This is a genomic window from Pseudomonas sp. SJZ078 (assembly GCF_007828255.1).
Classification (GTDB): Bacteria; Pseudomonadota; Gammaproteobacteria; order Pseudomonadales; family Pseudomonadaceae; genus Aquipseudomonas.
Genome location: NZ_VIUG01000023.1, coordinates 83,066 through 104,900, shown reverse-complemented (window position 1 = coordinate 104,900; position 21,835 = coordinate 83,066). Strand labels below are relative to the sequence as shown.

The following is a 21,835-nucleotide window of genomic DNA, read 5'->3' as shown; positions in this document are numbered from 1 at the left end:
TTTTGTGTGGTGCAACACAAGCTGCCGACTCATGCAGGTCTCTTCAATATTCCAACTTCTTGATTTTTCGTAAGAAAATTCGGGGATTCCTCAGGAGCAGAGTGCATTCCATTGCTCTTATGTTTCCGCATTTTACGTGCCGAAATTATAGGTACATTCGGATCGAGAAAGACGCCACTAATCGAATTGTAAAACTTCGTAACAGTTTGAGTTACGGAGACCTCAGCGAAGCTAGTAGGGAAGTTTCTACGTTGAGTGACATCGGGGCAGGTAAAGAACAACCTTTCATGCGTTGTGCCATTTAAAATCCATTCACGAAGCTTTAGGTATTCTTTCAAAAGCGGCAAGCCAGTGTTCCGCCCAACATTATAGGTCGTCGATTTCCCTCCTGCGCGAAACTTTACGGCAGACAACTCTTTCTTTAGAGGGGATTTCTCTACTTCCTGCGCATCTTCGTAGCTGAATTGGGCAAGCTCGGTTGGCGTGGCGCCCGTGATCAACAAAAATAGGCACGTGTAAGCTCTTGCAGCAAGATACGCCACATGCAGACGGTGCCAATGGCGGTCATCTTCATTGGAAGAGTCTAGGTAAGTTCGCGTCTTTTCTAAATCAAAGGCGATGTTACTTCTAACCCCAGGCTTACAGCCACGCTTAACACAGGCAGAAATATACTCTTCCACCGTTGCAATACGACGCTCAGCTGCATTATAAGAAAGCGGAGATTCCTTGAAGGGTCCTACTGCACCATGAAAAGAAGGAAATACTACGACTTCATAATCCCTGATGTTGACCACACATGGGTACGGCTTGTTGGCCAAAACAAAATACCCGCACTGTAGGGCAATAGCCAAACAAACGTCCCTATACAACCCAACATGTATTTCATTAGCTGACTCCGACCCTCTGTCCGGAATTATTTTAACCGCACCCGAAAGAATATGGTGATAGCTCTCAGGAAAACATAATTCGATCAGTCTCACGGCTCCGCTTTGAAACTGCGAGGCTGTCGTGGGTTTCCAAATACTGTGTGCTATCTGGTGATTAAGATACGCGGTATAATCCCGATATGCTTGTTGTGCATACATTTCACTGAAAAAAGCTTCTTTGTAGCCGTTCGTATCTACCCAGTCGATGAAGCGCTCGGCATTGCTGAAAAATTGCAACACCGATGCGTCGCGCAATCCTATAAAAGACTCTAGAAGCCTCACAACAAGCTCACGGCGATTTTCAACAAACGAACTAATTACAACCGGCGTTCCGCGATTATCCTTCGCGCTTTCATTTCTTCTTCTAAGTAAATAAACTAAACTGCCAACATCCAACGGTTTCTTTTTCACCTTCGCGGACAATTGAAGGCGCAAGCGCTCCGGCTCGGAAAACTGCTGAGCCAACTCAGCTGGAGTAATAATCAGCGTATCGGGCCGATGCTCGTAATAGTGTAAATTATCGATCTTCCGCCTCCAAATTCAGCACTTCATAGCTGCCATTGAACAGACTTTTCTCCCACAGCTCTTGGGCAATTACTTTTTCCTGGGTCATTTTAAATAACTTTAGATAATTCTCGGTAGTTTGCCTAGATTCATGATGCATTCGCTTTTGGATGAAGTCGATATCTTCACCCGGCTTCAGCAGTCCTTTTTGAACAAATACCTGCAGGCGCTGATAGAGCTGATAAGCAAATGTCGCTCGAAGCCAGTGATATGAGAAATCCTTCGGAAAGCGGCTGGGAGCTTTGTTAATTAATTTGCGCTTGATCGTATCGGTAACCTGCCCCGACTGTGGTGACCTTACAACAGGATAGCGTGGGTCATTTACTGCCATGTAATAGCAGTTTCCTTGATCAGAGAGAAATAGATAAATATCATCCTCATCCATGGTTACGCCTGGATGGCTTTCCTCCAGTTGGACCCTGAATTTCCCCCGCCGCTTCTTCATTAGGGGGCTTTCAGCAAGGGCGACCAGTTCGTCGGCGAGTTGCTTAGGGAAGTGTAGAATTTGCGCTTTGTCGAATTTTGTATCTATACCTGTTCGGGGACCAGCATGCAATTTATACGCTCCGTCCCTGCCGAGCCGGCCCTCTGTAAATTCTTTAAGATGCTTCATGCGAATGGTCAACACGCTTTGCTTGCGGGCGCCCGTCATTAGTGCGGTAAGTAGGATCAAACGCTCAACTGAAGACCATTCATTTTCAGTATTTATAGTTTCCAGAAATACACCCAACTCTAGATTAGATAGCGGCCTAAGATCCTCGCCGTCTTCTCGCACGAAGCCTAATGGCACCGAACTAACAGGAGGGGTACGCCGCGTTTGGCTTCTCTTATCAGCTTCAACAACCTTCACCCCCTTACGAGTCTGCACTAAGATTCGGACCTGTTTGATCGTATCGACTCGTTTCATGTCAAGGGGATGCCAATTCTCGGACACGTACCGATAAAAATGATAGACCGCCGCGGTATACTGATTAATTACTTGGTTGCTACGCGCACCTTCATCAATCAGATGATAAAAATATTTATAGGTTGGTCGAAGTGGAGGTCTTGCACCTGAAAAGTCCAGCCAGTCTAAATCGTTATCCTCACAATATAAGAGATAGTCAAGTAATTTACTGGCACGGCGTCGAACGTCATCCGTTCGTATATTTACCGAGGAGTTGTCCCGCATGAGGCTCAGCAAATAATCATTTGCCTCGTGCCAGGGGTCTCCGCTCGCATGAAATAAAAATGGAAAATTGAACAGATCACGAACACTTCCACTGCCTACTTCATCGAGTTGGAAAACGACTAGAGAGTTGTCCCCTTCGATCTCCATTGCAGTCGCCCCAGGAGGTGCTTCGTTGACGTGTAGGCTGGCAAACGCATCACGCAGGTGCGGGATGATAATCAGACGGCTTTCGTGACGTGGATTGGTGTAGGCCATGACTCCCCCTTAACGAAGGAGTCAGATCCTAGAGACTTCGAGATGTACTCACAACGTGAGCAGTCAAACTATTTTTTGTTAAGGGATTCAACCCAAGGATCAAGCTTATGGAATAGCTTGGGGTAACGCCCCTTGAGGTCCTTCTTCACCTCGGCGTAGGTGCTGCGCCAGAAGTTCGCCAGGTCCTGGGTCACCTGCACCGGCCGACGTGCCGGTGACAGCAAGTGCAGCTTGACCACCTGGCGTCCGCCGGCAATCCGCGGGGTGTCGGCCAGGCCGAACAGTTCCTGCAAGCGCACCGCCAGGATCGGCGGATGTTCGCTGTAGTCCAGGCGGATCGACGAGCCCGAAGGCACGCCCAGGTGATGGGGTGCTTGCTCGTCCAGCCGCTGCGGCAACGGCCAGGGCAGCAGGTTGTGAACGATGCTCGACAAGTCCAGGTTAGCAAAATGGCTGAGGCGCGAAACCCGGCCCAGATAAGGCATCAGCCAATGTTCAAGACTGCCGAGCAGCGCTGCGTCGCTGACGTCGGGCCATTCGCTGTCACCCTTGGCGTCCAGGTCCAGCCGACGCAGCAGTGCCACCCGCGCCTGCCATTGCCGCAGCTCCGGGGTCCAAGGCAATAATTCCAGGCCCTTGCGCCGCACCAGCTTCACCAAGGCCTGGCTACGGGCAGACTCGTCCAGGCCGGTCAGCGGTTCGCGGCTAAGCACCAGTTCGCCGACCTTGCGCTGGCGCTCGGCCCGGAGGACACCTTCGCGCTCGTCCCAATCCAGTTGATCAACCGTGTGCACCTGCTCGGCCAGCGCCGAATCGAACAGCGCCGGGTCGAAATCCGTTGCCAGATAGATGCGCTCTTCCCGCTGGCCCTGGCGACTGCCCAGATCGGCGATCACCAGCCACGCTTGTTTCATCAAGCTGTCAGCCTCGGCAAACAACGCCGCACGACCGTTGGCCAGACGGTACTCCGCGCCGCCGGGTCGTCGTTGCTGCGCGACCCGATCCGGATAGGCCAGCGCCAGCAGCGCTCCGAGCCAACGCGGGTGATCGGGATCGGCCACGGCTTCTTCGGGCTTGCCCCGCAAGTAACCACGATACTGCCGGGCCAGTTGCCGCGCCCGTGTCACGCCGCCTTGTGCCCCGCGCGCTGCCCGTTCTTCGCCGGACAGCAAGGCCAGGCGACTGTGCAAGTCCGCGCCGGCGCCACGCAATATGTCGCGTTCACCCAATAGCGCAGCGACGTTACAAGCCATATCCGCCAATCCCAATGCCTGGCCACGCAACAGCAAATGGGCGATACGCGGGTGAGCCGGCAGTTCGGCCATGGCCTGGCCGTGGCGGGTCAGTTGCTCGCCGTCCAGCGCTCCCAGGCGTTGCAGCAAGTCCTGGGCCTGGGCGTAGGCGGCGCTGGGCGGCACGTCGAGCCAGACCAGTTGCTGCGGCGTCACGCCCCAGCGCCCCAATTGCAGGGCCAGCCCGGCCAGGTCCGCCGAAAGGATCTCCGCGCTACCGTAGGCGGCCAGTTGTTCATGCTGGTCCTCGGACCACAACCGGTAGCACACCCCGGGCTCCAAGCGCCCGGCCCGACCGGCCCGCTGGGTGGCGCTGGCCCGTGAAATGCGCTGGGTGTCTAGACGGGTCATGCCGCTACCCGGGTCGAAACGTGGAACCCGGGCCAGCCCGGCGTCGACCACCACCCGCACGCCGTTGATGGTCAGGCTGGTCTCGGCGATGTTGGTCGCCAGCACCACTTTGCGCTGGCCAGGAGGCGCCGGGTCAATGGCGGCACGTTGGGCCGCGAGATCCAATTCGCCGTGCAGGGGACACAGCAGCACATTGCCGCCCTCGCCCAGGGCCTCGGCCAGTTGCTGGTGGACCCGACGGATCTCCGCCTGCCCGGGCAGAAACACCAAGACACTGCCGGTTTCATCGTGCAGGGCTTGGAGTACGGTCTGTACCAACCGCGGCTCGATGAATTCACCGGGCTGGAACGGACGGCCCCAGCGCATGGTCACCGGGAACATCCGCCCTGCACTGCGCAGGATCGGCGCGTCGTTCAACAACCCGGCCAGGCGCTCGCCCTCCAGGGTCGCAGACATCAATAGAATCTTCAGCGGCTGGTCTTCGCGAAACAGCTCCCGGCCGTTGAGGCTCAAAGCCAGGGCCAGGTCGGCGTCGAGGCTGCGTTCGTGGAATTCATCGAAAATCAGCAGCCCCACGCCTTCCAGCGCCGGATCGTCCTGCAAGCGGCGCGTGAGAATCCCTTCGGTGACCACTTCAATACGGGTGCTTGGGCCAACCTTGCTGTCCAGACGAATCCGGTAGCCGACGGTCTCACCAACCTTTTCCCCCAGCTCGCTGGCCAGCCGCTCAGCCGCCGCCCGTGCCGCCAGGCGCCGGGGTTCGAGCATCAGGATGGTCTGTCCGGCCAGCCAGGGCTCGTTCAGCAAGGCCAGGGGAACACGGGTGGTTTTACCGGCACCGGGCGGTGCTTCGAGCACGGCTTCGTGGCGCGATGCCAGGGCCTGGCGCAGGACGGGTAAAACTTCATCGATCGGCAAAGAAATCATGCTGGCTCCAAAACAGAGGGCCGAGTATAACGGCGAACTGTTTAGCGTGGTCTGGACTCCAACCAGTAACGCCTCTACTACCTGCTCAGGAGATTGCTATGCGTATTCCCTTTCGCGTGATCGGTGGCGTGCTGGTCGCCTCCCTGCTGACTCAAATCAGTGCCTGTGGCTCGATCTTCTACCCGGACCGTCGCGGCCAGATCGACGGCAAGATCGACCCGGCCATTGCTGCGCTCGACGCCGTCGGCCTGCTGTTCTACATCATCCCCGGCCTGATCGCGTTCGCAGTGGACTTCGCCACCGGCGCCATTTACTTCGAACCGGGCAAGACCGCCCAGGTCGCGCCGGAAAAACTCAAACAGGCCATCAACCCTGACGGCAGCGTCGACAACCATAAACTGCAGGCCATCCTGGAAAGCGAACTGGGCCGCAGCTTTCCCCTGGACGATCCTCGGCTGATCCAACACAAGGGCAGCGCACAGCAACTGGCCGCCCTCGGACTCAAGCCGGCCGCATAACGGGCGCCACTGAAGGAACGACCGCGCCATGACCACCAGCACCGAACACGCTCGTCTTCTACGCCTGGCCACCCGCGCCTCGGTGGCCGTGGCGTCGATCCTGATTATCGCCAAGGCCCTGGCCTGGTGGCTGAGCGGTTCGGTGAGCATGCTCGCCGGCCTGACCGACTCGGCTTTGGATGGCGTCACCTCGCTGCTCAATCTGCTGGCGGTGCATTACGCCTTGCGCCCCGCCGATGCCGATCATCGCTACGGCCATGGCAAGGCCGAGTCCCTGGCCGGCATGGCCCAGGCGCTGTTCATCGGCGGCAGCGCCGTGCTGATTGCCCTGCAGGCAGGCGAGCGTCTGAAAAGCCCGGTGCCGGTGGAGGCGCCCTGGCTCAGTGTCGGTGTGATCGTGTTCTCTCTGGCCCTGACCCTGGCGCTGCTGGCATTGCAGCATCGGGTCATCCGCGCCACCGGCTCCAATGCCGTGCGCGCCGACTCACTGCATTATCGCTCCGACCTGTTGCTCAACGGCAGCATCCTGGTGGCGCTGGTGCTGGCCGGGTTCGGCTGGTACCAACTCGACGCCTGGTTCGGCCTGGGCATCGCCGCCTACATTCTCTGGAGCGCCATCCAGATCGCCCGGGAAAGTTTCTCCGTGCTGATGGACGAAGAACTGCCACCCGATGTCAGCCAGCACATGCTGGAGCTGGCCTGCGCCGTGCCCGGTGTACTCGGTGCCCATGACCTGCGCACACGGATTTCCGGCAACCACTGGTTCGTGCAGCTGCATCTGGAATTGCCGGGGGAGCTGACCTTGTCAGTGGCCCACGGCCTCAGCGACCAGGCCGCCGATGCCATCCACCGTGCCTACCCGAAGGCCGAAGTGCTGGTGCATGCCGATCCAGTAAGGACAGCTGCAAGCTGCAAGCTTTAAGCGGCAAGTAGAATCGCCATCAGCTTTTACTTGCCGCTTGAAGCTTGCAGCTTGTGGCTGCTACTGAACCTGATACCCACGGCTGCTCAAGCAACTGCCTTGGGCCTGGCGATAGGTCTGCACCACTTCCGGTGCCGGCGGGTAGGTGTAGTTGCGCGGGTCGAACCCGCTCTGCTGCACCGCCCAGCGATAGCAGTCATAACCATCCTGATTGACCTGCTCGGGCGACTGACCGTTGGCCGGATAGGCCACCACATCGAAACTGTTGCCCTGAGGTTGCGGCTGCGGGTTGGCGACCGGCGCATCGACCACGACATAATCCTGGGTGTTGGCTTCGTAGATGTAATATGCGCCGGCGGCGAGGAAGAACAGCGAACTGCCAATCCACACTTCCCGGGCGTAATCGGGCAAGTAGCGGGTGCGGATGCCCCGCGGTGGCGCGACCACGACGTAACGCGGCCCTTGCGGGCGATACCAATAGCCGCCCGAATAGAAATAGTCCTGGCCGCGATAGGGCACGCGGTAATTGCGATCCGGGAAATGGTCGACCACATAACCCGGGCGGTATTCCGGCCCCGGGCCCCAACCGTTGCCATGCCCATCCGGCCGACCAGGCCAATGCTGACCGGGACGACCGTCATGGTCTGGTCGCGGACCTGCGTTCGGATAACCATCGTTGCGCCGAGGGATATCGCGGTAATACCCCGGTTGCGGTTCGCGGGTCTGGGTCACGCTGTCGGGCCGCCCCTGGATCGGCAGGTTGTTGCCGGGCGGTGGCTGCGGCGGACGACCGTGAGCGTTGGGGTCCTGCGGTGGACGACCGTAGTGTTGTCCGTCCGGGTGCTGCGGCCTGACCTCGAATTGACGACTGTTGTCGCCCCGAATGATTTCATTACTCTGCGGCCGCGGCTGGCCCGAGTAACCCTGGCCATTGCCACCGCGCCCATCCGGGCCGCGATTGCCATCCGGGCCGCCACGGTTTTGCTGATCGTCGGCCATTCCCTGCGCACTGACACTTGCCCACAACAGACCAACACCTGCCAAACGCCAGATGCGCGACTTCATGAAATTCCTCACAACGGTTCAGGGCCTGATGATAAGACTGGGAAAGCCCAGGCCGGTTCTGCGACAGATTATCAGCCACGAGGTTTATTTCGCAGGCATTAAAAAAGGGAGACCCGTCGGCCTCCCCTTGAGAATTTCGTCCGTGCTCGACGCTTATGACGTCGGCTCACCTCACGCCGTCTTCTGGACAGTGTGCAGCTCGGGGGTCATGGGTGGCCTGTCTGGCTACCAGGCACCGGTGGGTGCCGCGACCGCAGCCGGCCTGCTTGGGCGGGCTGCATTGGACTGTCTGTCCGAGCAGTGATCTTGGTGATAAGAATAGGCTCTGGGCGGCGACCAATGATTGCGAAGATTGCTCGATTAAACATCGCTTGCGCAATTTTTACCCTCGGATAGATAATCCCACGCAATTAACAGGATAAAGGCCCGACCGATGAGCAAACTCGACCGTTACGACCTTAGCATTCTGGCGGAATTGCAGCGCGACGCGCGCATCTCCAACCAGGAACTGGCCGAGCGCATCGGGCTGTCACCCTCGCCTTGTTCGCGGCGGGTCAAACAGTTGGAAGACGACGGTTACATTACTCGCCAAGTCGCATTGCTCGACCGCAAAATGCTCGGACTGAGCCTGACCGCCTACGTGTTGATCGGCATGGACCGTCACACCCCCGAGCGTTTCGAAAACTTCGAAGCCGCGATTCGCAACCTGCCGCAGGTGCTGGAATGCAGCTTGGTAACCGGCATGGACGCGGACTACCAGCTCAAGGTGGTGGTGCCGGACATGGACCACTACCAGAAACTGTTGCTGGGCCACCTGACCCGGATCGACGGCGTCACCAGCGTGCGCTCGAGCTTCGTGCTGAACCAGGTGCTCAGCAGTACCGAGTTGCCGTTGACCCATCTGCGCAACTGAAGGCCCCATCATCGGATCGCCGTCCGCAGATGTCGCATCGATCCCCGGACCAGTGTGGGAGCGGGCTTGCTCGCGAAGGCGTCGGCACATTCACCATCAATGCAAGCTGAGCCACCGCTTTCGCGAGCAAGCCCGCTCCCACAGGGGGTTGTGGTAAATCCAGATTTTCTGATCAACGGCATTCAACGGTAGGAGCGAGCCCGCTCCGGGCGGCGATCCGACGATGATGGCGGCCCGGCGATGAATAGCTGCGACACACCGCCGCAGGCCAATCCCTCGCTCTCCCCCCATGCCGTATACTCGCCCCGCCTTTTCAACCCCGCCCACGCCGGAGTGTTTCGATGGATCCTGTCGTTTTCGAAGAGTGGATGATGACCGGCCTGGTCAGCATCCTGATCATTTTCATGGGTTTCATCGTCTGGGATCTGGCGAAGAAGTCCAAGGCCGGGCGTTTCGGTTCGTTCATCCTGTTCTTCGTGCTGGGGCTCGGCGTGGCGGCGTTCGTCATCAAGAGCGTGGTGATCGGCCTGATCGAGTCCGGGGCGCTATAGGCGCGCCGGGACCTCTTTCCACTGGCCCTGGTCAAGCCCTTCGATTGTCCAATCGCCAATCCTGACCCGCACCAGCCGCAACGTCGGCAACCCCACGGCTGCGGTCATCCGCCGCACCTGACGGTTGCGCCCCTCGCGTATGACCAGTTCCAGCCAGCTCGTGGGCACGCTTTTGCGAAAGCGCACCGGCGGGTTGCGCGGCCACAGCTGCGGCTCCTCCAGCAGTCGCGCCTCGGCGGGCAGCGTCATGCCGTCGTTCAACTCGACACCTTCGCGCAGACGCTGAAGTTGCTCGCCGCTCGGCTCACCTTCCACCTGTACCCAGTAGGTCTTGGCCAGTTTGTGCTTGGGGTCGGCGATACGGGCCTGCAACTGTCCGTCGTTGGTGAGCAACAACAACCCTTCGCTGTCGCGATCCAACCGCCCGGCCGGGTAGATGCCCGGAATGTCGATAAAATCCTTGAGCGTCGCCCGCCCCTCGCCATCGCTGAACTGGGTCAGAACATCGAAAGGCTTGTTGAACAGAATCAGCTTCGGCTCGGCCGGGGCCGCCTTCGCCACACGGCGCGGCGCGGCGGCTGGAGGCTTCGCGCCAGGGCGACGGGAAGCAGGGCGTGGAGGACGGGACATGGCGGATACAACATCTAACGGTCAGGGCCGCCAATGCTAGTGGCCTGACCGCTAAATAACCACCGCCGTATTAGCGGAACGGCGGCTCGTCGAAGCTGCGCAGTTTGCGCGAGTGCAACGAATTGAGCTCGGTGCGCAGCAGGTCCAGCGCCTCGATACCGATTTTCAGATGCTGGTTGACCGCCCGTTCATAGAACGCGTTGGCCGAGCCCGGCAGCTTGATCTCGCTGTGCAGCGGTTTGTCCGAGACACACAGCAACGTGCCATAGGGCACCCGCAGACGATACCCCTGGGCGGCGATGGTGCCGCTTTCCATGTCCACCGCCACGGCGCGAGACAGGTTGATCAGCGGACGCTCCTGAGCCCAGCGCAGCTCCCAGTTGCGGTCGTCGTAGGTCAGCACGGTGCCGGTGCGCAGGCGTTTCTTCAGCTCATCGCCTTTTTCGCCGGTGATATTCGCCGCGGCTTGCTGCAGCGCCAGTTGCACTTCTGCCAGAGCGGGAATCGGGATGTTTGGTGGCACCACCCGGTCGAGGATGCCATCACGGCGCATGTAGGCGTGGGCCAGCACGTAGTCGCCGATGGTCTGGGACTGCCGCAGACCGCCGCAATGACCGATCATCAGCCAGCAATGAGGTCGCAGCACGGCCAGATGGTCGGTGATGTTCTTGGCATTGGAAGGGCCGACACCGATGTTCACCAGGGTCACGCCATGGCCGTCGTTGGCTTGCAGGTGATAGGCCGGCATCTGGTAGCGGTGCCAGACCACGCCGGCGGCGATGGCCGAGGCTTCGCTGTGGTCCATGTGCTTGTCGATGATCACATTGCCCGGCAGGACCATGCGCACGAAGCGCGGATCGCTGCGCAACTGTTCCAGGCCATGGACGATGAACTGGTCGACATAGCGATGGTAGTTGGTCAGCAAAATCCACGGTTGCACATGCCGCCAATCGCTGCCGGTGTAATGCACCAGACGGCGCAGGGAAAAGTCCACGCGGGCCGCGTCGAACAGCGACAGGGGCAGCGGGTCGGTGTTCTCCCAATCGTAGAGGCCGTCGGCGATGCCATCGGTGGCGGCCGACAGGTCGGTGCTGGGGAATACCCGCGCCAGCACCGCCGCCGTCACACCGGAACCTGCCAGTTCATCACCCTGCTCCACTACATAGGGGTAGGGAATGTTCTGCTCGCTGACACCCACTTCCACGGTGACGGTAAAGTCATGCATCAGTGGGACCAGTTGTTCGAGCAGGTATTTGCGGAACGCGGCAGGGTGGGTGACGGTGACGCTGTAGGTACCCGGCAACTGGACCTTGGCATAAGCGCGGGTGGTTTGCGGAACTTCGCCGTGGCAGTGATAAGTCAGGCGCAGGGCCGGATAACGAAACAGCGCACGTTGCTCGGCATCCGGCTCGATGCGGTCCTTGAGGTAGCGCATAAGCGCCTGATTCAACGCGGTGGTCGCACGCTCGTGCAGGGCCGCCAGGCGATCCACGGCTTGTTCGGCGGTTTGAACGACAATAAACGCTTCGGTCACGATCAGCTTCCTGTGTTCTGACTTGCAGGCTTTCATCTTGCCTGCATCGTCGCCCTACGGGAACAGTGGCGTGTTGGACACCCACCCTGACCGAAGGCACCCGCAGCCTGTCGCGCACACCATTCCCCCTGTGGGAACGAGCCTTGCTCGCGATAGCGGTGGGCCAGCTTGCATCGATGCTGGATGTGCCGACGCCTTCGCGAGCAGGCTCGCTCCCACAAGGAGGTGGTGCTTGTCGCAGACTTTCAGAAACCCTGCGGGGTCGAGCGCGTCACGATGGCTTCCACATTCAGGCCTCGCGGCAAGGCACCGTAGACCCGACCAGTCGAGCCCAGGCGGCTGGCAATAAAAGCATCGCTGACCTCACTGTTCCCCGCCTCGAGCAACAACCGGGCTTGCAGGCCCACGGCGATGTCTTCGGTCAACTGTCGGGCGCGGTACTGGATGTCGCCGGTGTCCTTGAACGTCCCATGCAGTTGATTGATATGGCCAGCCAGGCGTTTATCGCCATGACCGTCACCCAATTCGCTAAACAGCACCTCAAGCACCCCGGGCTCCTTGGACAGGGCTCGCAACACGTCGAGGCATTGCACATTGCCAGAACCTTCCCACGTCGAATTGACCGGCGCCTCCCGGTACAGGCGCGGCAGGATGCTGTCTTCGACATACCCGGCACCGCCCATGCACTCGGCGGCTTCATTGATCATCGCGGGGGCGCGCTTGCAGATCCAGTACTTGCCAACCGCCGTCACCAGCCGGGCGAACTTGGCTTCGTGCTCGTCACTCAAATGATCCAGCGCCCGGCCCATGCGCAAACTCAAGGCCAACGCGGACTCGCTTTCCAGCGCCAGGTCGGCCAGCACGTTTTGCATCAAGGGCTGCTCACTCAACAGCTTGCCGCCGACGGTGCGATGAGCGCAGTGATGGCTGGCCTGGGTCAGAGCCTGGCGCATCAGGGCGCTGGAGCCGACCATGCAATCGAAGCGGGTCATGGCGACCATCTCGATAATGGTCGGCACGCCTCGCCCTTCCTCACCGACCATCCAGGCCAGGGCACCGCGGAACTCGACTTCGCTGGAAGCATTGGAACAGTTGCCCAGCTTGTTTTTCAGGCGCTGGATGTAGAACTGGTTGCGGGTGTCGTCCGGACGATGGCGCGGCAGCAGGAAACAGGTCAGCCCCTTGTCGGTCTGGGCCAGGGTCAGGAAGGCATCGCACATCGGCGCCGAACAGAACCACTTGTGGCCTACCAGTTCATAGGCCTGGCCCGGCCCCCGGGCGCCCACCGGAAAAGCCTTGGTGGTATTGGCCCGCACATCGGTACCGCCCTGTTTCTCGGTCATGGCCATGCCAAGGGTGACCCCGGTCTTGTGGGCCATGCCGACATTGCGCGGGTCATACTCGGTGGCGAGCACTTTCGGCAGCCAGCGCTCGGCCAGATCCGGTTGCAGGCGCAGCGCCGGGACGCTGGCAAAGGTCATGGTCAGCGGGCAGCCCGTGCCGGCTTCGGCCTGGCTGTGCAGATACGTCATCGAAGCCCGGGCCACGTGGGCACCGGGTTGCGGATGGGCCCAGGGCAGGCTGGGCAGGCCATGTTCGATGGCGGTCCGCATCAACTGATGATAAGCCGGATGAAATTCCACCAGATCGATGCGATGACCATAGCGGTCATGGCTGGAAAACACCGGCTTATTCTGGTTGGCCAGGAACCCTGCCTCCATCAGCGGCCCACCGGCCAACCCACCGTATTCATCGATCCGTGCCTGGGCCCAGCCGGCACCGAAACGCTGTGACCATTGCTGCAGTGGCAAGTCGATGCGGTACAGATTGGCGCCGTCCAGGGAGGGCGGCTGATTGGTGACATCGTGGGTTTCGGCGAACTGGTGCAGGTTCATGACGGGGCTCCTCGGTCGGCCAGCAGGAACCAGTTAAGCACCGCCTCCAGGCTTAACAAAGTGTCATACCCGCCTAAATGTCGGCGCTTTCACCCTGTCTCGGACACAACACACGACGCTGCAAAATCGCCTGCAGAACCTCGAATTTCACTGGTTTACCCAGGTAATCGACCAACGCGCCCGCCGGGCAACCATTCGGGTCCAGGTTCGGAGCGACCACCAGCACCGGCAAATCCTCACAGCCGGCCAGGGTACGGATCTGGCAACAGACCGACACGCCGTCCAACGGTGGCGACTGGCAATCGAGTACTACAGCGTCGAAACGCTCGTTCCGCAACATCTCCAGCGCCCCATGGCCACTGTCGGCGGTGCGCACCCGGTAGCCCAGCTTGAGCAGCATGCCGCGCATGACCAGTTGATCGATGCTGTCGTCATCGGCCAGCAACACCGTACAGTCCTGGGGCTGACGGCTACCGTGCCTTCTGTTGAACGGAAACGGCGTGGGGCCCGGCATCGGCAAGGCCATTTCAAACTCGATGTCCAGCTGGAAACGGCTGCCGCGCCCGGGCTCGGAGGAATGGGTCAGGCGTCCGCCCAGCAAGCCCACCAGTTGCCTGCAAATCGCCAGGCCCACGCCCAGGCCGCCGTACTCACGAGTCATGGAGCCGTCGAGCTGGAAGAAGCGCTGGTACAAGGTCGCCTCGCCCAGGTCGGTGAAACCGATCCCGGTGTCGGTCACGGCAAAGGACACCCCCCAGCGATCATGTTCCATTGGCTTGCCGCTGACTCGCAGGGCCAGGCCGCCCACCCGGGTAAACTTGATGGCGTTGTCCAGCAGGCATTCCAGGCACTGGGTCAGTTTGCAGCTGTCACCAAGCAGTCGATCCGCCAGCCCCGGCGCCATCTCGACCTTGAAATCCAGGCCCTTGGCCTGGGCAGTGGCCGCGAACTGCACCTGCAGGACATCGATCACCCCGCGCAGGCTGAACGGCGCCGGATTGACCTTGAGCTTGCCGGCCTGCAATTCCGTGAGGGTCAGCATGCCGTTGACCATGCGCATCATATCCCGCGCCGAACCAGCGGCGGTCTGTTGGTACTGGGTCAGTTCCTCGTCCATCTCGACGGTTTCCATCAACTCCAGCGAGCCAATTACGCCATTCATGGGCGTGCGCAGTTCATGGGTCAGGGTCGCGAGAAACTCGTCCTTGAGCTTGTTGCCATGGGCCAGTTGCTGGTTGAGCACTTCCAGCTTCTGCCCGGCATCCAGCAGGGTCTGGGCCTGTTGCTCGCGCATGGCATTGATGCGGTCGGCCAGGGCCAGGGACAACAACGCCACTTCGATGGCCGAGCCGATCTGGCTGGCGTACATGGTCAGGAACACATTTGGCAGGTAACCAAGCACCATCAGGGTGTTGACGATGCCTCCCAGCAAGAAGGCCGACCAGGCAATGATGAAGTAACGCGCCACCCTCAGCCCACGCCACCAGGCGAACAGGCCGGCGGCAAAAATCACCACGGTGAACACCAGCGCCAACGCCGTCGCCAGGCGTAGTGCCAGGGCGTAGCTGGCCATCAGCGACAGCCCCACCACCCCTGCGCTGAAGACGATCAGCCCCAACAGCAGGCGATCGAGCCAACGGCTATGTTGGCCGGTTTGCAGGAAGCTGCGGGCAAACTGGCTGCCGAACAGACCCGCGCAGCCAATGAAGAACGGTGTCGCGGCGTTGGTCCACCAGGGATTGTCCGGCCAGAAATACTCGGCGGCGGCACCGTTGACCGACAACTGGTACAGGCCGAACGAGGCAATGTAGACGATGTAATAGAGGTAACTGGTGTCCCGCACACTGAGGTAGATGAACAGGTTGTACACCAGCATGCCCAGCAGTACGCCATAGATGATCCCCAGCACATACAAGCGCACCGGCTGCTGTTCGAGAAAAGCAGTGCTGGACCAGAGCGTCAGCGGCGCCTGGATCGATCCCTCGCTCTGCAGGCGCAGATAAACGACCTGGTGCTGATCGGGGATAAAATCGAGGCTGAACAGGTAGCTGTTCTGACGAATTTCCCGGGCGCCGAACGGCAGCGCATCGCCGGTCTGGCGGACCAGGCGATAAACGCCGCCGACATCAGGCAGATACAGATCGAGGTGATCCAATGGCGGATAGGCCAGCTCCAACAACCAGGTGCGCTGGGCATCCACATTGTGTGGGCGGTAGTGAAGGTCGATTTTCAACCAGAACGCCGACCGCGAGTAACCGGCATTCAGCGTTTCCTTGTCCTGGGACTTGAAGCGACCGGCTGCGGCCTCGGCCAGCACGTCGTCGATGGTGGCGGTGCCATTTGCGTCTTCGAATACTTGCAGCGCCTGGCCCAGCGGCAGGCTTTGGGTGGACTCATCGAATTCGAGGGCACTTGCCAGGGGGGACAAGCACAGCAGCAACATCAGCAAATAGCGCATTTAAGCCCCAGCGTGGCCTGTCCGGTTGAGTCAGGAAGCCCCCCATTCCCTGAGTAGACGTAAAGCCGGCATTACCTGTTATTGAGTTGGATCCATCCTTAGCATAGCCGTTGATGGCCAACTTGCACCATTGAAATTTCTCCGACAGAAGGCTCTAGAACGGGCGTTCCAGAGCAAAGCATTGAGATAGAGCTGTTGCTTCGAGCCAAGGAGCCACGCTGCGTCGGCACACGCTTACCCAATGGCCGGGAAATTTAACGGTGGCGCCGACCGAAGAGGTTTGGTGGTAAGCTCGCGCACCATGAATATCTACAGCTCTCGTCCCGTTGTCCTCTGTCTCTCCGGCCACGACCCCAGTGGTGGCGCCGGCTTGCAGGCAGATATCGAAGCCCTGCTCGCCCAGGGTTGCCATGCCGCCCCGGCCGTTACAGCGCTAACCGTGCAAGACACGGTGAACGTAAGCGACTTCCGCGTACTCGATCGCGAGTGGGTCCTGGCGCAAGCCAATGCCGTGCTCAACGATTCGTCGGTGGCGGCGGTCAAGCTGGGCATGCTCGGATCCCTGGAGATGGTCGACACCGTGGTCGAACTGCTCCAGGCGCATCCGCATTTGCCGACGGTCTGCGACCCGGTGCTGCGCGCCGGCGGCGGTGGTCGCCTGGGCAAGGATGAAGTCGGCTATGCCATGCGCGAACGCCTGTTGCCTTTGTCGATCATTGCCACCCCGAACCTGCCGGAAGCCCGCATCCTCGCCGAACTGCCCGAGGGCAGCGCCGATGAGTGCGCCGAAAAACTGCTGCCCTTCGTCAAACACCTGTTGATCACCGGCGGGCATGGCGACGAACATGAAGTCCATAATCGCCTGTACAGCCGTGACGGTCGCCGCGAGACATTTACCTGCCAGCGCTTGCCCGGCAGCTACCATGGTTCCGGCTGCACCCTGGCCAGCGCCCTGGCCGGTCGATTGGCCCAGGGCGAACAGCTCGCCAGCGCCGTGCGCAGCGCCCTGGACTACACCTGGCGCACCCTGCGCGATGCCGAAAAACTGGGCAAAGGCCAGTTCGTGCCACGTCGCCTGCCGCTGGATTTCTGCTCGTAACATTTTTGCCAGTCACATTTTTTGCCAGAAACAGAGGGCAGTGGAATGAAATTACGTGGCCTCTATGCCATCACTGATAGCCAGTTGCTGGCCGGTAAATTCCTCGCCTACGTAGAAGCGGCACTGGAAGGCGGCGTCACCCTGCTGCAATACCGCGATAAAAGCAGCGACGAGGCCCGACGCCTGCGCGAAGCCGAAGCCCTGCGTGACCTGTGCGAGCGCTACAAGACCCGGTTGATCATCAACGACGACGCCGAACTGGCCGCGCGCCTGGGCGTCGGCGTGCACCTGGGACAAACCGATGGGCCGTTGGCGCCGGTGCGGGCATTGCTCGGGCACAAGGCGATCATCGGGTCGACCTGCCACGCCAGCCTGGAACTGGCTGCACGGGCCGCCGCCGAAGGCGCGAGCTACGTCGCCTTCGGCCGCTTCTTCAATTCCAACACCAAGCCCGGCGCACCCAGCGCCAACCTTGAACTGCTCGAACAAGCCCGCCTCAAACTGCATGTACCGATATGTGCCATCGGCGGCATCACCCTGGAGAACGCCGCCCCGTTGGTGGCCCATGGTGTCGATCTGCTGGCAGTGGTCCATGGCCTATTCGGCGCCGACAGCACTCATGAAGTGACGCGCCGTGCCCGCGCATTCAACGATCTGTTGAAGATCAAATAATTTCCGTTTTCGAGAGACTGACCATGTCCCGTTCCGAAACCCTGTTTGCCAACGCCCAAAAACATATCCCCGGCGGTGTGAACTCGCCCGTTCGTGCGTTCAAGAGCGTCGGCGGTACCCCGTTGTTCTTCAAACACGCCGAAGGCGCTTATGTAACGGACGAAGACGACAAGCGCTATGTGGATTACGTGGGTTCCTGGGGTCCGATGATCCTGGGCCACAGCCACCCGGACGTGCTGGACGCCGTGCGCAGGCAGCTGGAACACGGCCTCTCCTACGGCGCCCCGACTGCCATGGAAACCGAAATGGCCGACCTGGTCTGCGCCATCGTGCCATCGATGGAAATGGTGCGGATGGTCAGCTCCGGCACCGAGGCGACCATGAGCGCGATCCGCCTGGCGCGGGGCTACACCGGCCGCGACAGCATCATCAAGTTCGAAGGCTGCTACCACGGTCACTCCGACAGCCTGCTGGTCAAGGCCGGCTCCGGCGCGCTCACCCAGGGCGTGCCGAGCTCGGCCGGTGTACCGGCGGCATTCGCCAAGCACACTCTGACCCTGCCGTTCAACGATCTCGAAGAGGTCGAAAAGATGCTTGCCGACGTCGGTCAGGAAGTGGCCTGCATCATCGTCGAGCCAGTGGCCGGCAACATGAACTGCGTACCGCCGGCGCCAGGCTTCCTCGAAGGCTTGCGCAGCCTGTGCGATAAACACGGCGTGGTCTTGATCTTCGACGAAGTGATGACCGGTTTCCGTGTCGCTCTCGGCGGCGCCCAGGCCCACTACGGCGTGACGCCGGACCTGAGCACCTTCGGCAAGATCATCGGCGGCGGCATGCCGGTGGGCTGCTTCGGCGGCAAGCGCGCCATCATGGAATGCATCGCGCCACTGGGCCCGGTCTACCAGGCCGGCACGCTGTCGGGTAACCCGCTGGCCATGGCCGCCGGCCTGACCACGCTGCGCCTGATCAGCCGACCCGGCTTCCATGCCGAGCTGACCGACTTCACCACCCGCCTGCTCGACGGCCTGCAGATTCGCGCCGATGCGGCCGGCATCCCGTTCGTGACCACCCAGGCCGGCGGCATGTTCGGCCTGTACTTCAGTGGCGCCGACGACATCGTGACGTTCGAAGACGTGATGGCCAGTGACGCGGATCGCTTCAAGCGCTTCTTCCACCTGATGCTCGAGGGCGGCGTCTACCTGGCGCCGAGCGCGTTCGAAGCCGGCTTCACCTCCATCGCCCATGGCGAGGCCGAGTTGAAGATCACCCTCGACGCGGCCGAACGGGCCTTCGCCGCTATGAAATAAGCCTGTGGATAACTGACGCTGGCTGACGCCGGCGTCAGTGATTAACGACACGCTTTGTCTTTTTTCCTACGTATTGATCTATAAAGCAGCCATCGACATGCTCTGGGAGCAGAAAAACGAGTAAAGACTTTGTAAGGATGGCCCTGCTTATTTCATAATGCGCGCTTATTGGATCCCCCGGAGGGTCCGCGCGCCCCTCAGAGGTAAGTCGATTCCCATGAACCGCACCGGCCGCACCCTTGCCCTGGGCTGCCTGTTGCTCCTTCAGCCGCTGCTCGCGAATGCACAGGCAGGCGGCAACTCGTTGTTGATCCCGGCGGTGGGCCGTTGCACGCTCAATACCCAGCCACAAGATCTCGCACCGGCACTCGACGCCTGTCAAAAAGCAGCGGATGCCGGTGACGCACAAGCGCAATACGAGTTGGGCGAGTTCTACTACGAAGGCAAGGCCGTGCCACGGGACCTCAAGCAAGCCCTCAACTATTTCGAAAAAGCCTCGCTGCAGGGCCATGCCCAGGCGCAATTCAAGCTGGGTGGCATGTTCTTCCATGGCGAAGGCGTACCCGCCAATAACGTCCAGGCCTACATCGTGCTGAAGATGGCGGCCGTTAACGGCGCTGAAGATGCGCTGGACACCGCCGACGAAGTCGCCGAGCAGATGCCTCGTGACGAACTGGAAGTGGCGACCCAGGTGCTGGGGCAAATCTTCCGCAAATACCTGATGGAACTGCAGAACGCCGACGGGCGTACGCCCTTCTCGCCGCTGCCCTGAATCTACCCCGGCCTGCTGTGGCGAGGGGATTTATCCCCGCTGGGCTGCAAAGCAGCCCCAACAGCCGATGCCATTAGCCTGACCCACCGAGGTACAGAATCTTAGGGCTGCTCCGCAGCCCAACGGGGATAAATCCCCTCGCCACAGGTACTGCTCGGCTTCATTCTTTTAGCGTCTGGTCTTACTTCTCAGGCATCGGCATCGGAAACGGCATCACATTGCCGACCGTACCGCGGGCTTCGCTGATTTTCGGGGTGCCCAGGCGCTCGACTTCGTCGATGCGCACGATCGAATGCATCGGCACGAAGCTGCGCACCACGCCTTCGAACTGGGCCTTGAGCTTTTCTTCGCTCGGGTCGACGACCACTTGCGTGCGCTCGCCAAAGACGAACTCTTCCACTTCCAGGAAGCCCCACAGATCACTTTGATAGATCTGCTTGGCGTACATTTCGAACACCTGGCCCTGATTGAGGAAAATCACCTTGTAGATTGGAGCTTCACGTTTGGTCATGGCGGGCGAAACACATCGGCAGGTAAAAATGAGGGCGCGAACTATAGCATAGCCACTGCTCGCACAGCGGTAGGAACCGCGGGACTTGTTCCCTATAATGCGCGGTTCTTTGAATCACGTGATGACCCCTCCATGGCCAAGAAGCTTTACATCGAAACCCACGGTTGCCAGATGAACGAGTACGACAGCTCGCGCATGGTCGATCTGCTGGGTGAACACCAGGCCCTGGAAGTCACTGCACGCGCCGAAGACGCGGACGTGATCCTGCTCAACACCTGTTCGATCCGCGAACGCGCCCAGGACCGGGTCTATTCCCAGCTCGGCCGCTGGCGCGAACTGAAGCTGGCCAATCCGGAAATGGTCATCGCCGTAGGCGGTTGCGTGGCCAGCCAGGAAGGCGCCGCCATTCGTGACCGTGCCCCCTACGTGGACGTGGTCTTTGGCCCGCAGACCCTGCACCGGCTGCCGGAGATGATCGACGCGGCCCGTGTCACCAAGCTGCCGCAGGTGGACGTTTCGTTCCCGGAAATCGAAAAATTCGACCACCTGCCAGAGCCGCGTATCGATGGCCCGAGCGCCTATGTCTCGGTCATGGAAGGCTGCAGCAAGTACTGCACATTCTGCGTGGTGCCCTATACCCGGGGCGAAGAAGTCAGCCGCCCTTTCGACGACGTGATCGCCGAGATCATCCACCTGGCGGAAAACGGCGTGCGGGAAGTGACATTGCTGGGGCAGAACGTCAACGGCTATCGCGGCCTGACCCACGACGGACGGCTGGCGGACCTCGCCGAGCTTATCCGCGTGGTGGCGGCGGTGGACGGCATCGATCGCATTCGCTACACCACCTCCCATCCGCTGGAGTTCTCCGACAGCCTGATCCGCGCCCACGCCGAGGTCCCCGAACTGGTCAAGCACCTGCACCTGCCGGTGCAATCGGGCTCCGACCGGATCCTGGCCGCCATGAAGCGCAACCACACGGCGCTGGAATACAAATCCAAACTGCGCAAGCTGCGGGCAGCGGTGCCGGGGATCTGCATCAGTTCGGACTTCATCGTGGGCTTTCCCGGCGAAACCGAGAAAGACTTCCAACAGACCATGAAGCTGATCGAAGACGTGGGGTTCGACTTCTCCTACTCGTTCGTTTACAGCCAGCGCCCCGGCACCCCGGCGGCAGACCTGGCGGACGACACCCCCGAAGAGCTGAAAAAAGAACGGCTCAATGCCCTGCAACATCGTCTGAACCAGCAGGGTTTCGAGATCAGCCGACAAATGGTCGGTTCCGTCCAGCGGATTCTGGTCACCGATTATTCGAAAAAAGACCCGGGCGAGCTGCAAGGCCGGACCGAAAACAATCGCATCGTCAATTTCCGCTGCGACACCCCGGCCCTGATCGGCCAGTTCGCCGACGTGCACATCGACTCCGCGCAACCGCACTCCCTGCGCGGCTCGTTGCTCTAGTAAAGCACTCACCTGTGGGAGCGGGCTTGCTCGCGAAAGCGGTT

18 protein-coding genes are annotated in these 21,835 nt (G+C 60.4%); 9 read left to right on the top strand and 9 right to left on the bottom strand.

Annotated features, from left to right (window positions below; all coding sequences use genetic code 11):
• Positions 1-29: 29 nt before the first annotated feature.
• From FBY02_RS19675 to hrpB, 3 genes are all read right to left on the bottom strand, one after another.
• Entirely contained in the window at positions 30-1,361 is a 1,332-nt protein-coding gene (locus FBY02_RS19675) for a hypothetical protein (RefSeq protein WP_144929886.1), read from the bottom strand.
• A gap of 82 nt (positions 1,362-1,443) precedes the next feature.
• Positions 1,444-2,916 (bottom strand): site-specific integrase, encoded by a 1,473-nt coding sequence (locus tag FBY02_RS19670; protein ID WP_144929885.1) that lies wholly within the window; start codon positions 2,914-2,916, stop codon positions 1,444-1,446.
• 68 nt (positions 2,917-2,984) lie between these two features.
• A complete protein-coding gene (gene hrpB / locus FBY02_RS19665) occupies positions 2,985-5,486 on the bottom strand; it encodes an ATP-dependent helicase HrpB (RefSeq protein ID WP_144929884.1) in 2,502 nt (833 codons plus the stop codon).
• Between the two features lie 98 nt (positions 5,487-5,584).
• On the opposite strand from hrpB, the gene FBY02_RS19660 reads away from it, so the two are divergent.
• Positions 5,585-6,004 (top strand): polyribonucleotide nucleotidyltransferase, encoded by a 420-nt coding sequence (locus FBY02_RS19660; RefSeq protein ID WP_144929883.1) that lies wholly within the window; start codon positions 5,585-5,587, stop codon positions 6,002-6,004.
• 28 nt (positions 6,005-6,032) lie between these two features.
• Positions 6,033-6,926 carry a cation diffusion facilitator family transporter gene (locus FBY02_RS19655; RefSeq protein ID WP_144929882.1) on the top strand — a complete coding sequence of 298 codons (894 nt, stop codon included), beginning with the start codon at positions 6,033-6,035 and terminating at the stop codon, positions 6,924-6,926.
• Positions 6,927-6,986: 60 nt separating this feature from the next.
• Here FBY02_RS19655 and FBY02_RS19650 read toward each other — a convergent pair whose 3' ends face one another.
• A complete protein-coding gene (locus FBY02_RS19650) occupies positions 6,987-7,991 on the bottom strand; it encodes a DUF6515 family protein (protein ID WP_144929881.1) in 1,005 nt (334 codons plus the stop codon).
• A 433-nt stretch (positions 7,992-8,424) separates the two neighbouring features.
• Between FBY02_RS19650 and FBY02_RS19645 the strand changes: the two genes are divergently transcribed.
• Positions 8,425-8,904, top strand: a complete 480-nt coding sequence (locus FBY02_RS19645) for an Lrp/AsnC family transcriptional regulator (protein WP_144929880.1) — start codon at positions 8,425-8,427, stop codon at positions 8,902-8,904.
• Positions 8,905-9,245: 341 nt separating this feature from the next.
• Positions 9,246-9,455: a DUF2788 domain-containing protein gene (locus FBY02_RS19640; RefSeq protein ID WP_144929879.1), complete on the top strand. Its 210-nt coding sequence runs from the start codon at positions 9,246-9,248 to the stop codon at positions 9,453-9,455.
• Here FBY02_RS19640 and FBY02_RS19635 read toward each other — a convergent pair.
• The 4 genes from FBY02_RS19635 to FBY02_RS19620 all read right to left on the bottom strand — a co-directional run bounded on the left by FBY02_RS19635 (position 9,450) and on the right by FBY02_RS19620 (position 15,972).
• Positions 9,450-10,016 (bottom strand): pseudouridine synthase, encoded by a 567-nt coding sequence (locus tag FBY02_RS19635; RefSeq protein ID WP_178112055.1) that lies wholly within the window; start codon positions 10,014-10,016, stop codon positions 9,450-9,452. The two genes, FBY02_RS19640 and FBY02_RS19635, sit on opposite strands and share 6 nt — an antisense overlap.
• A 139-nt stretch (positions 10,017-10,155) precedes the next feature.
• The gene (gene amn / locus FBY02_RS19630) at positions 10,156-11,655 is read right to left on the bottom strand and encodes an AMP nucleosidase (protein ID WP_178112047.1); all 1,500 of its coding nucleotides are present in this window, start codon (positions 11,653-11,655) and stop codon (positions 10,156-10,158) included.
• A 209-nt stretch (positions 11,656-11,864) separates the two neighbouring features.
• Positions 11,865-13,514 (bottom strand): acyl-CoA dehydrogenase family protein, encoded by a 1,650-nt coding sequence (locus FBY02_RS19625; RefSeq protein ID WP_144929876.1) that lies wholly within the window; start codon positions 13,512-13,514, stop codon positions 11,865-11,867.
• A 73-nt stretch (positions 13,515-13,587) separates the two neighbouring features.
• Positions 13,588-15,972 carry a hybrid sensor histidine kinase/response regulator gene (locus FBY02_RS19620; RefSeq protein WP_144929875.1) on the bottom strand — a complete coding sequence of 795 codons (2,385 nt, stop codon included), beginning with the start codon at positions 15,970-15,972 and terminating at the stop codon, positions 13,588-13,590.
• Between the two features lie 301 nt (positions 15,973-16,273).
• On the opposite strand from FBY02_RS19620, the gene FBY02_RS19615 reads away from it, so the two are divergent.
• The 4 genes from FBY02_RS19615 (at position 16,274) to FBY02_RS19600 (ending at position 19,822) form a co-directional block, all read left to right on the top strand.
• The gene (locus FBY02_RS19615) at positions 16,274-17,071 is read left to right on the top strand and encodes a hydroxymethylpyrimidine/phosphomethylpyrimidine kinase (protein WP_144929874.1); all 798 of its coding nucleotides are present in this window, start codon (positions 16,274-16,276) and stop codon (positions 17,069-17,071) included.
• Between the two features lie 45 nt (positions 17,072-17,116).
• Positions 17,117-17,743 (top strand): thiamine phosphate synthase, encoded by a 627-nt coding sequence (thiE, locus tag FBY02_RS19610; protein WP_144929873.1) that lies wholly within the window; start codon positions 17,117-17,119, stop codon positions 17,741-17,743.
• A gap of 23 nt (positions 17,744-17,766) precedes the next feature.
• The gene (gene hemL / locus FBY02_RS19605; protein WP_144929872.1) at positions 17,767-19,050 is read left to right on the top strand and encodes a glutamate-1-semialdehyde 2,1-aminomutase; all 1,284 of its coding nucleotides are present in this window, start codon (positions 17,767-17,769) and stop codon (positions 19,048-19,050) included.
• Positions 19,051-19,267: 217 nt separating this feature from the next.
• A complete protein-coding gene (locus tag FBY02_RS19600) occupies positions 19,268-19,822 on the top strand; it encodes a tetratricopeptide repeat protein (RefSeq protein ID WP_144929871.1) in 555 nt (184 codons plus the stop codon).
• Positions 19,823-20,003: 181 nt separating this feature from the next.
• On the opposite strand, the gene FBY02_RS19595 is transcribed toward FBY02_RS19600, so the two are convergent.
• Entirely contained in the window at positions 20,004-20,333 is a 330-nt protein-coding gene (locus tag FBY02_RS19595) for a DUF1820 family protein (RefSeq protein ID WP_024780849.1), read from the bottom strand.
• 132 nt (positions 20,334-20,465) lie between these two features.
• Here FBY02_RS19595 and miaB point away from each other — a divergent pair, with 132 nt between their 5' ends.
• Complete coding sequence (miaB, locus tag FBY02_RS19590) at positions 20,466-21,791, top strand: tRNA (N6-isopentenyl adenosine(37)-C2)-methylthiotransferase MiaB (protein ID WP_144929870.1); 1,326 nt, start codon at positions 20,466-20,468, stop codon at positions 21,789-21,791.
• Positions 21,792-21,835 lie beyond the last annotated feature (44 nt).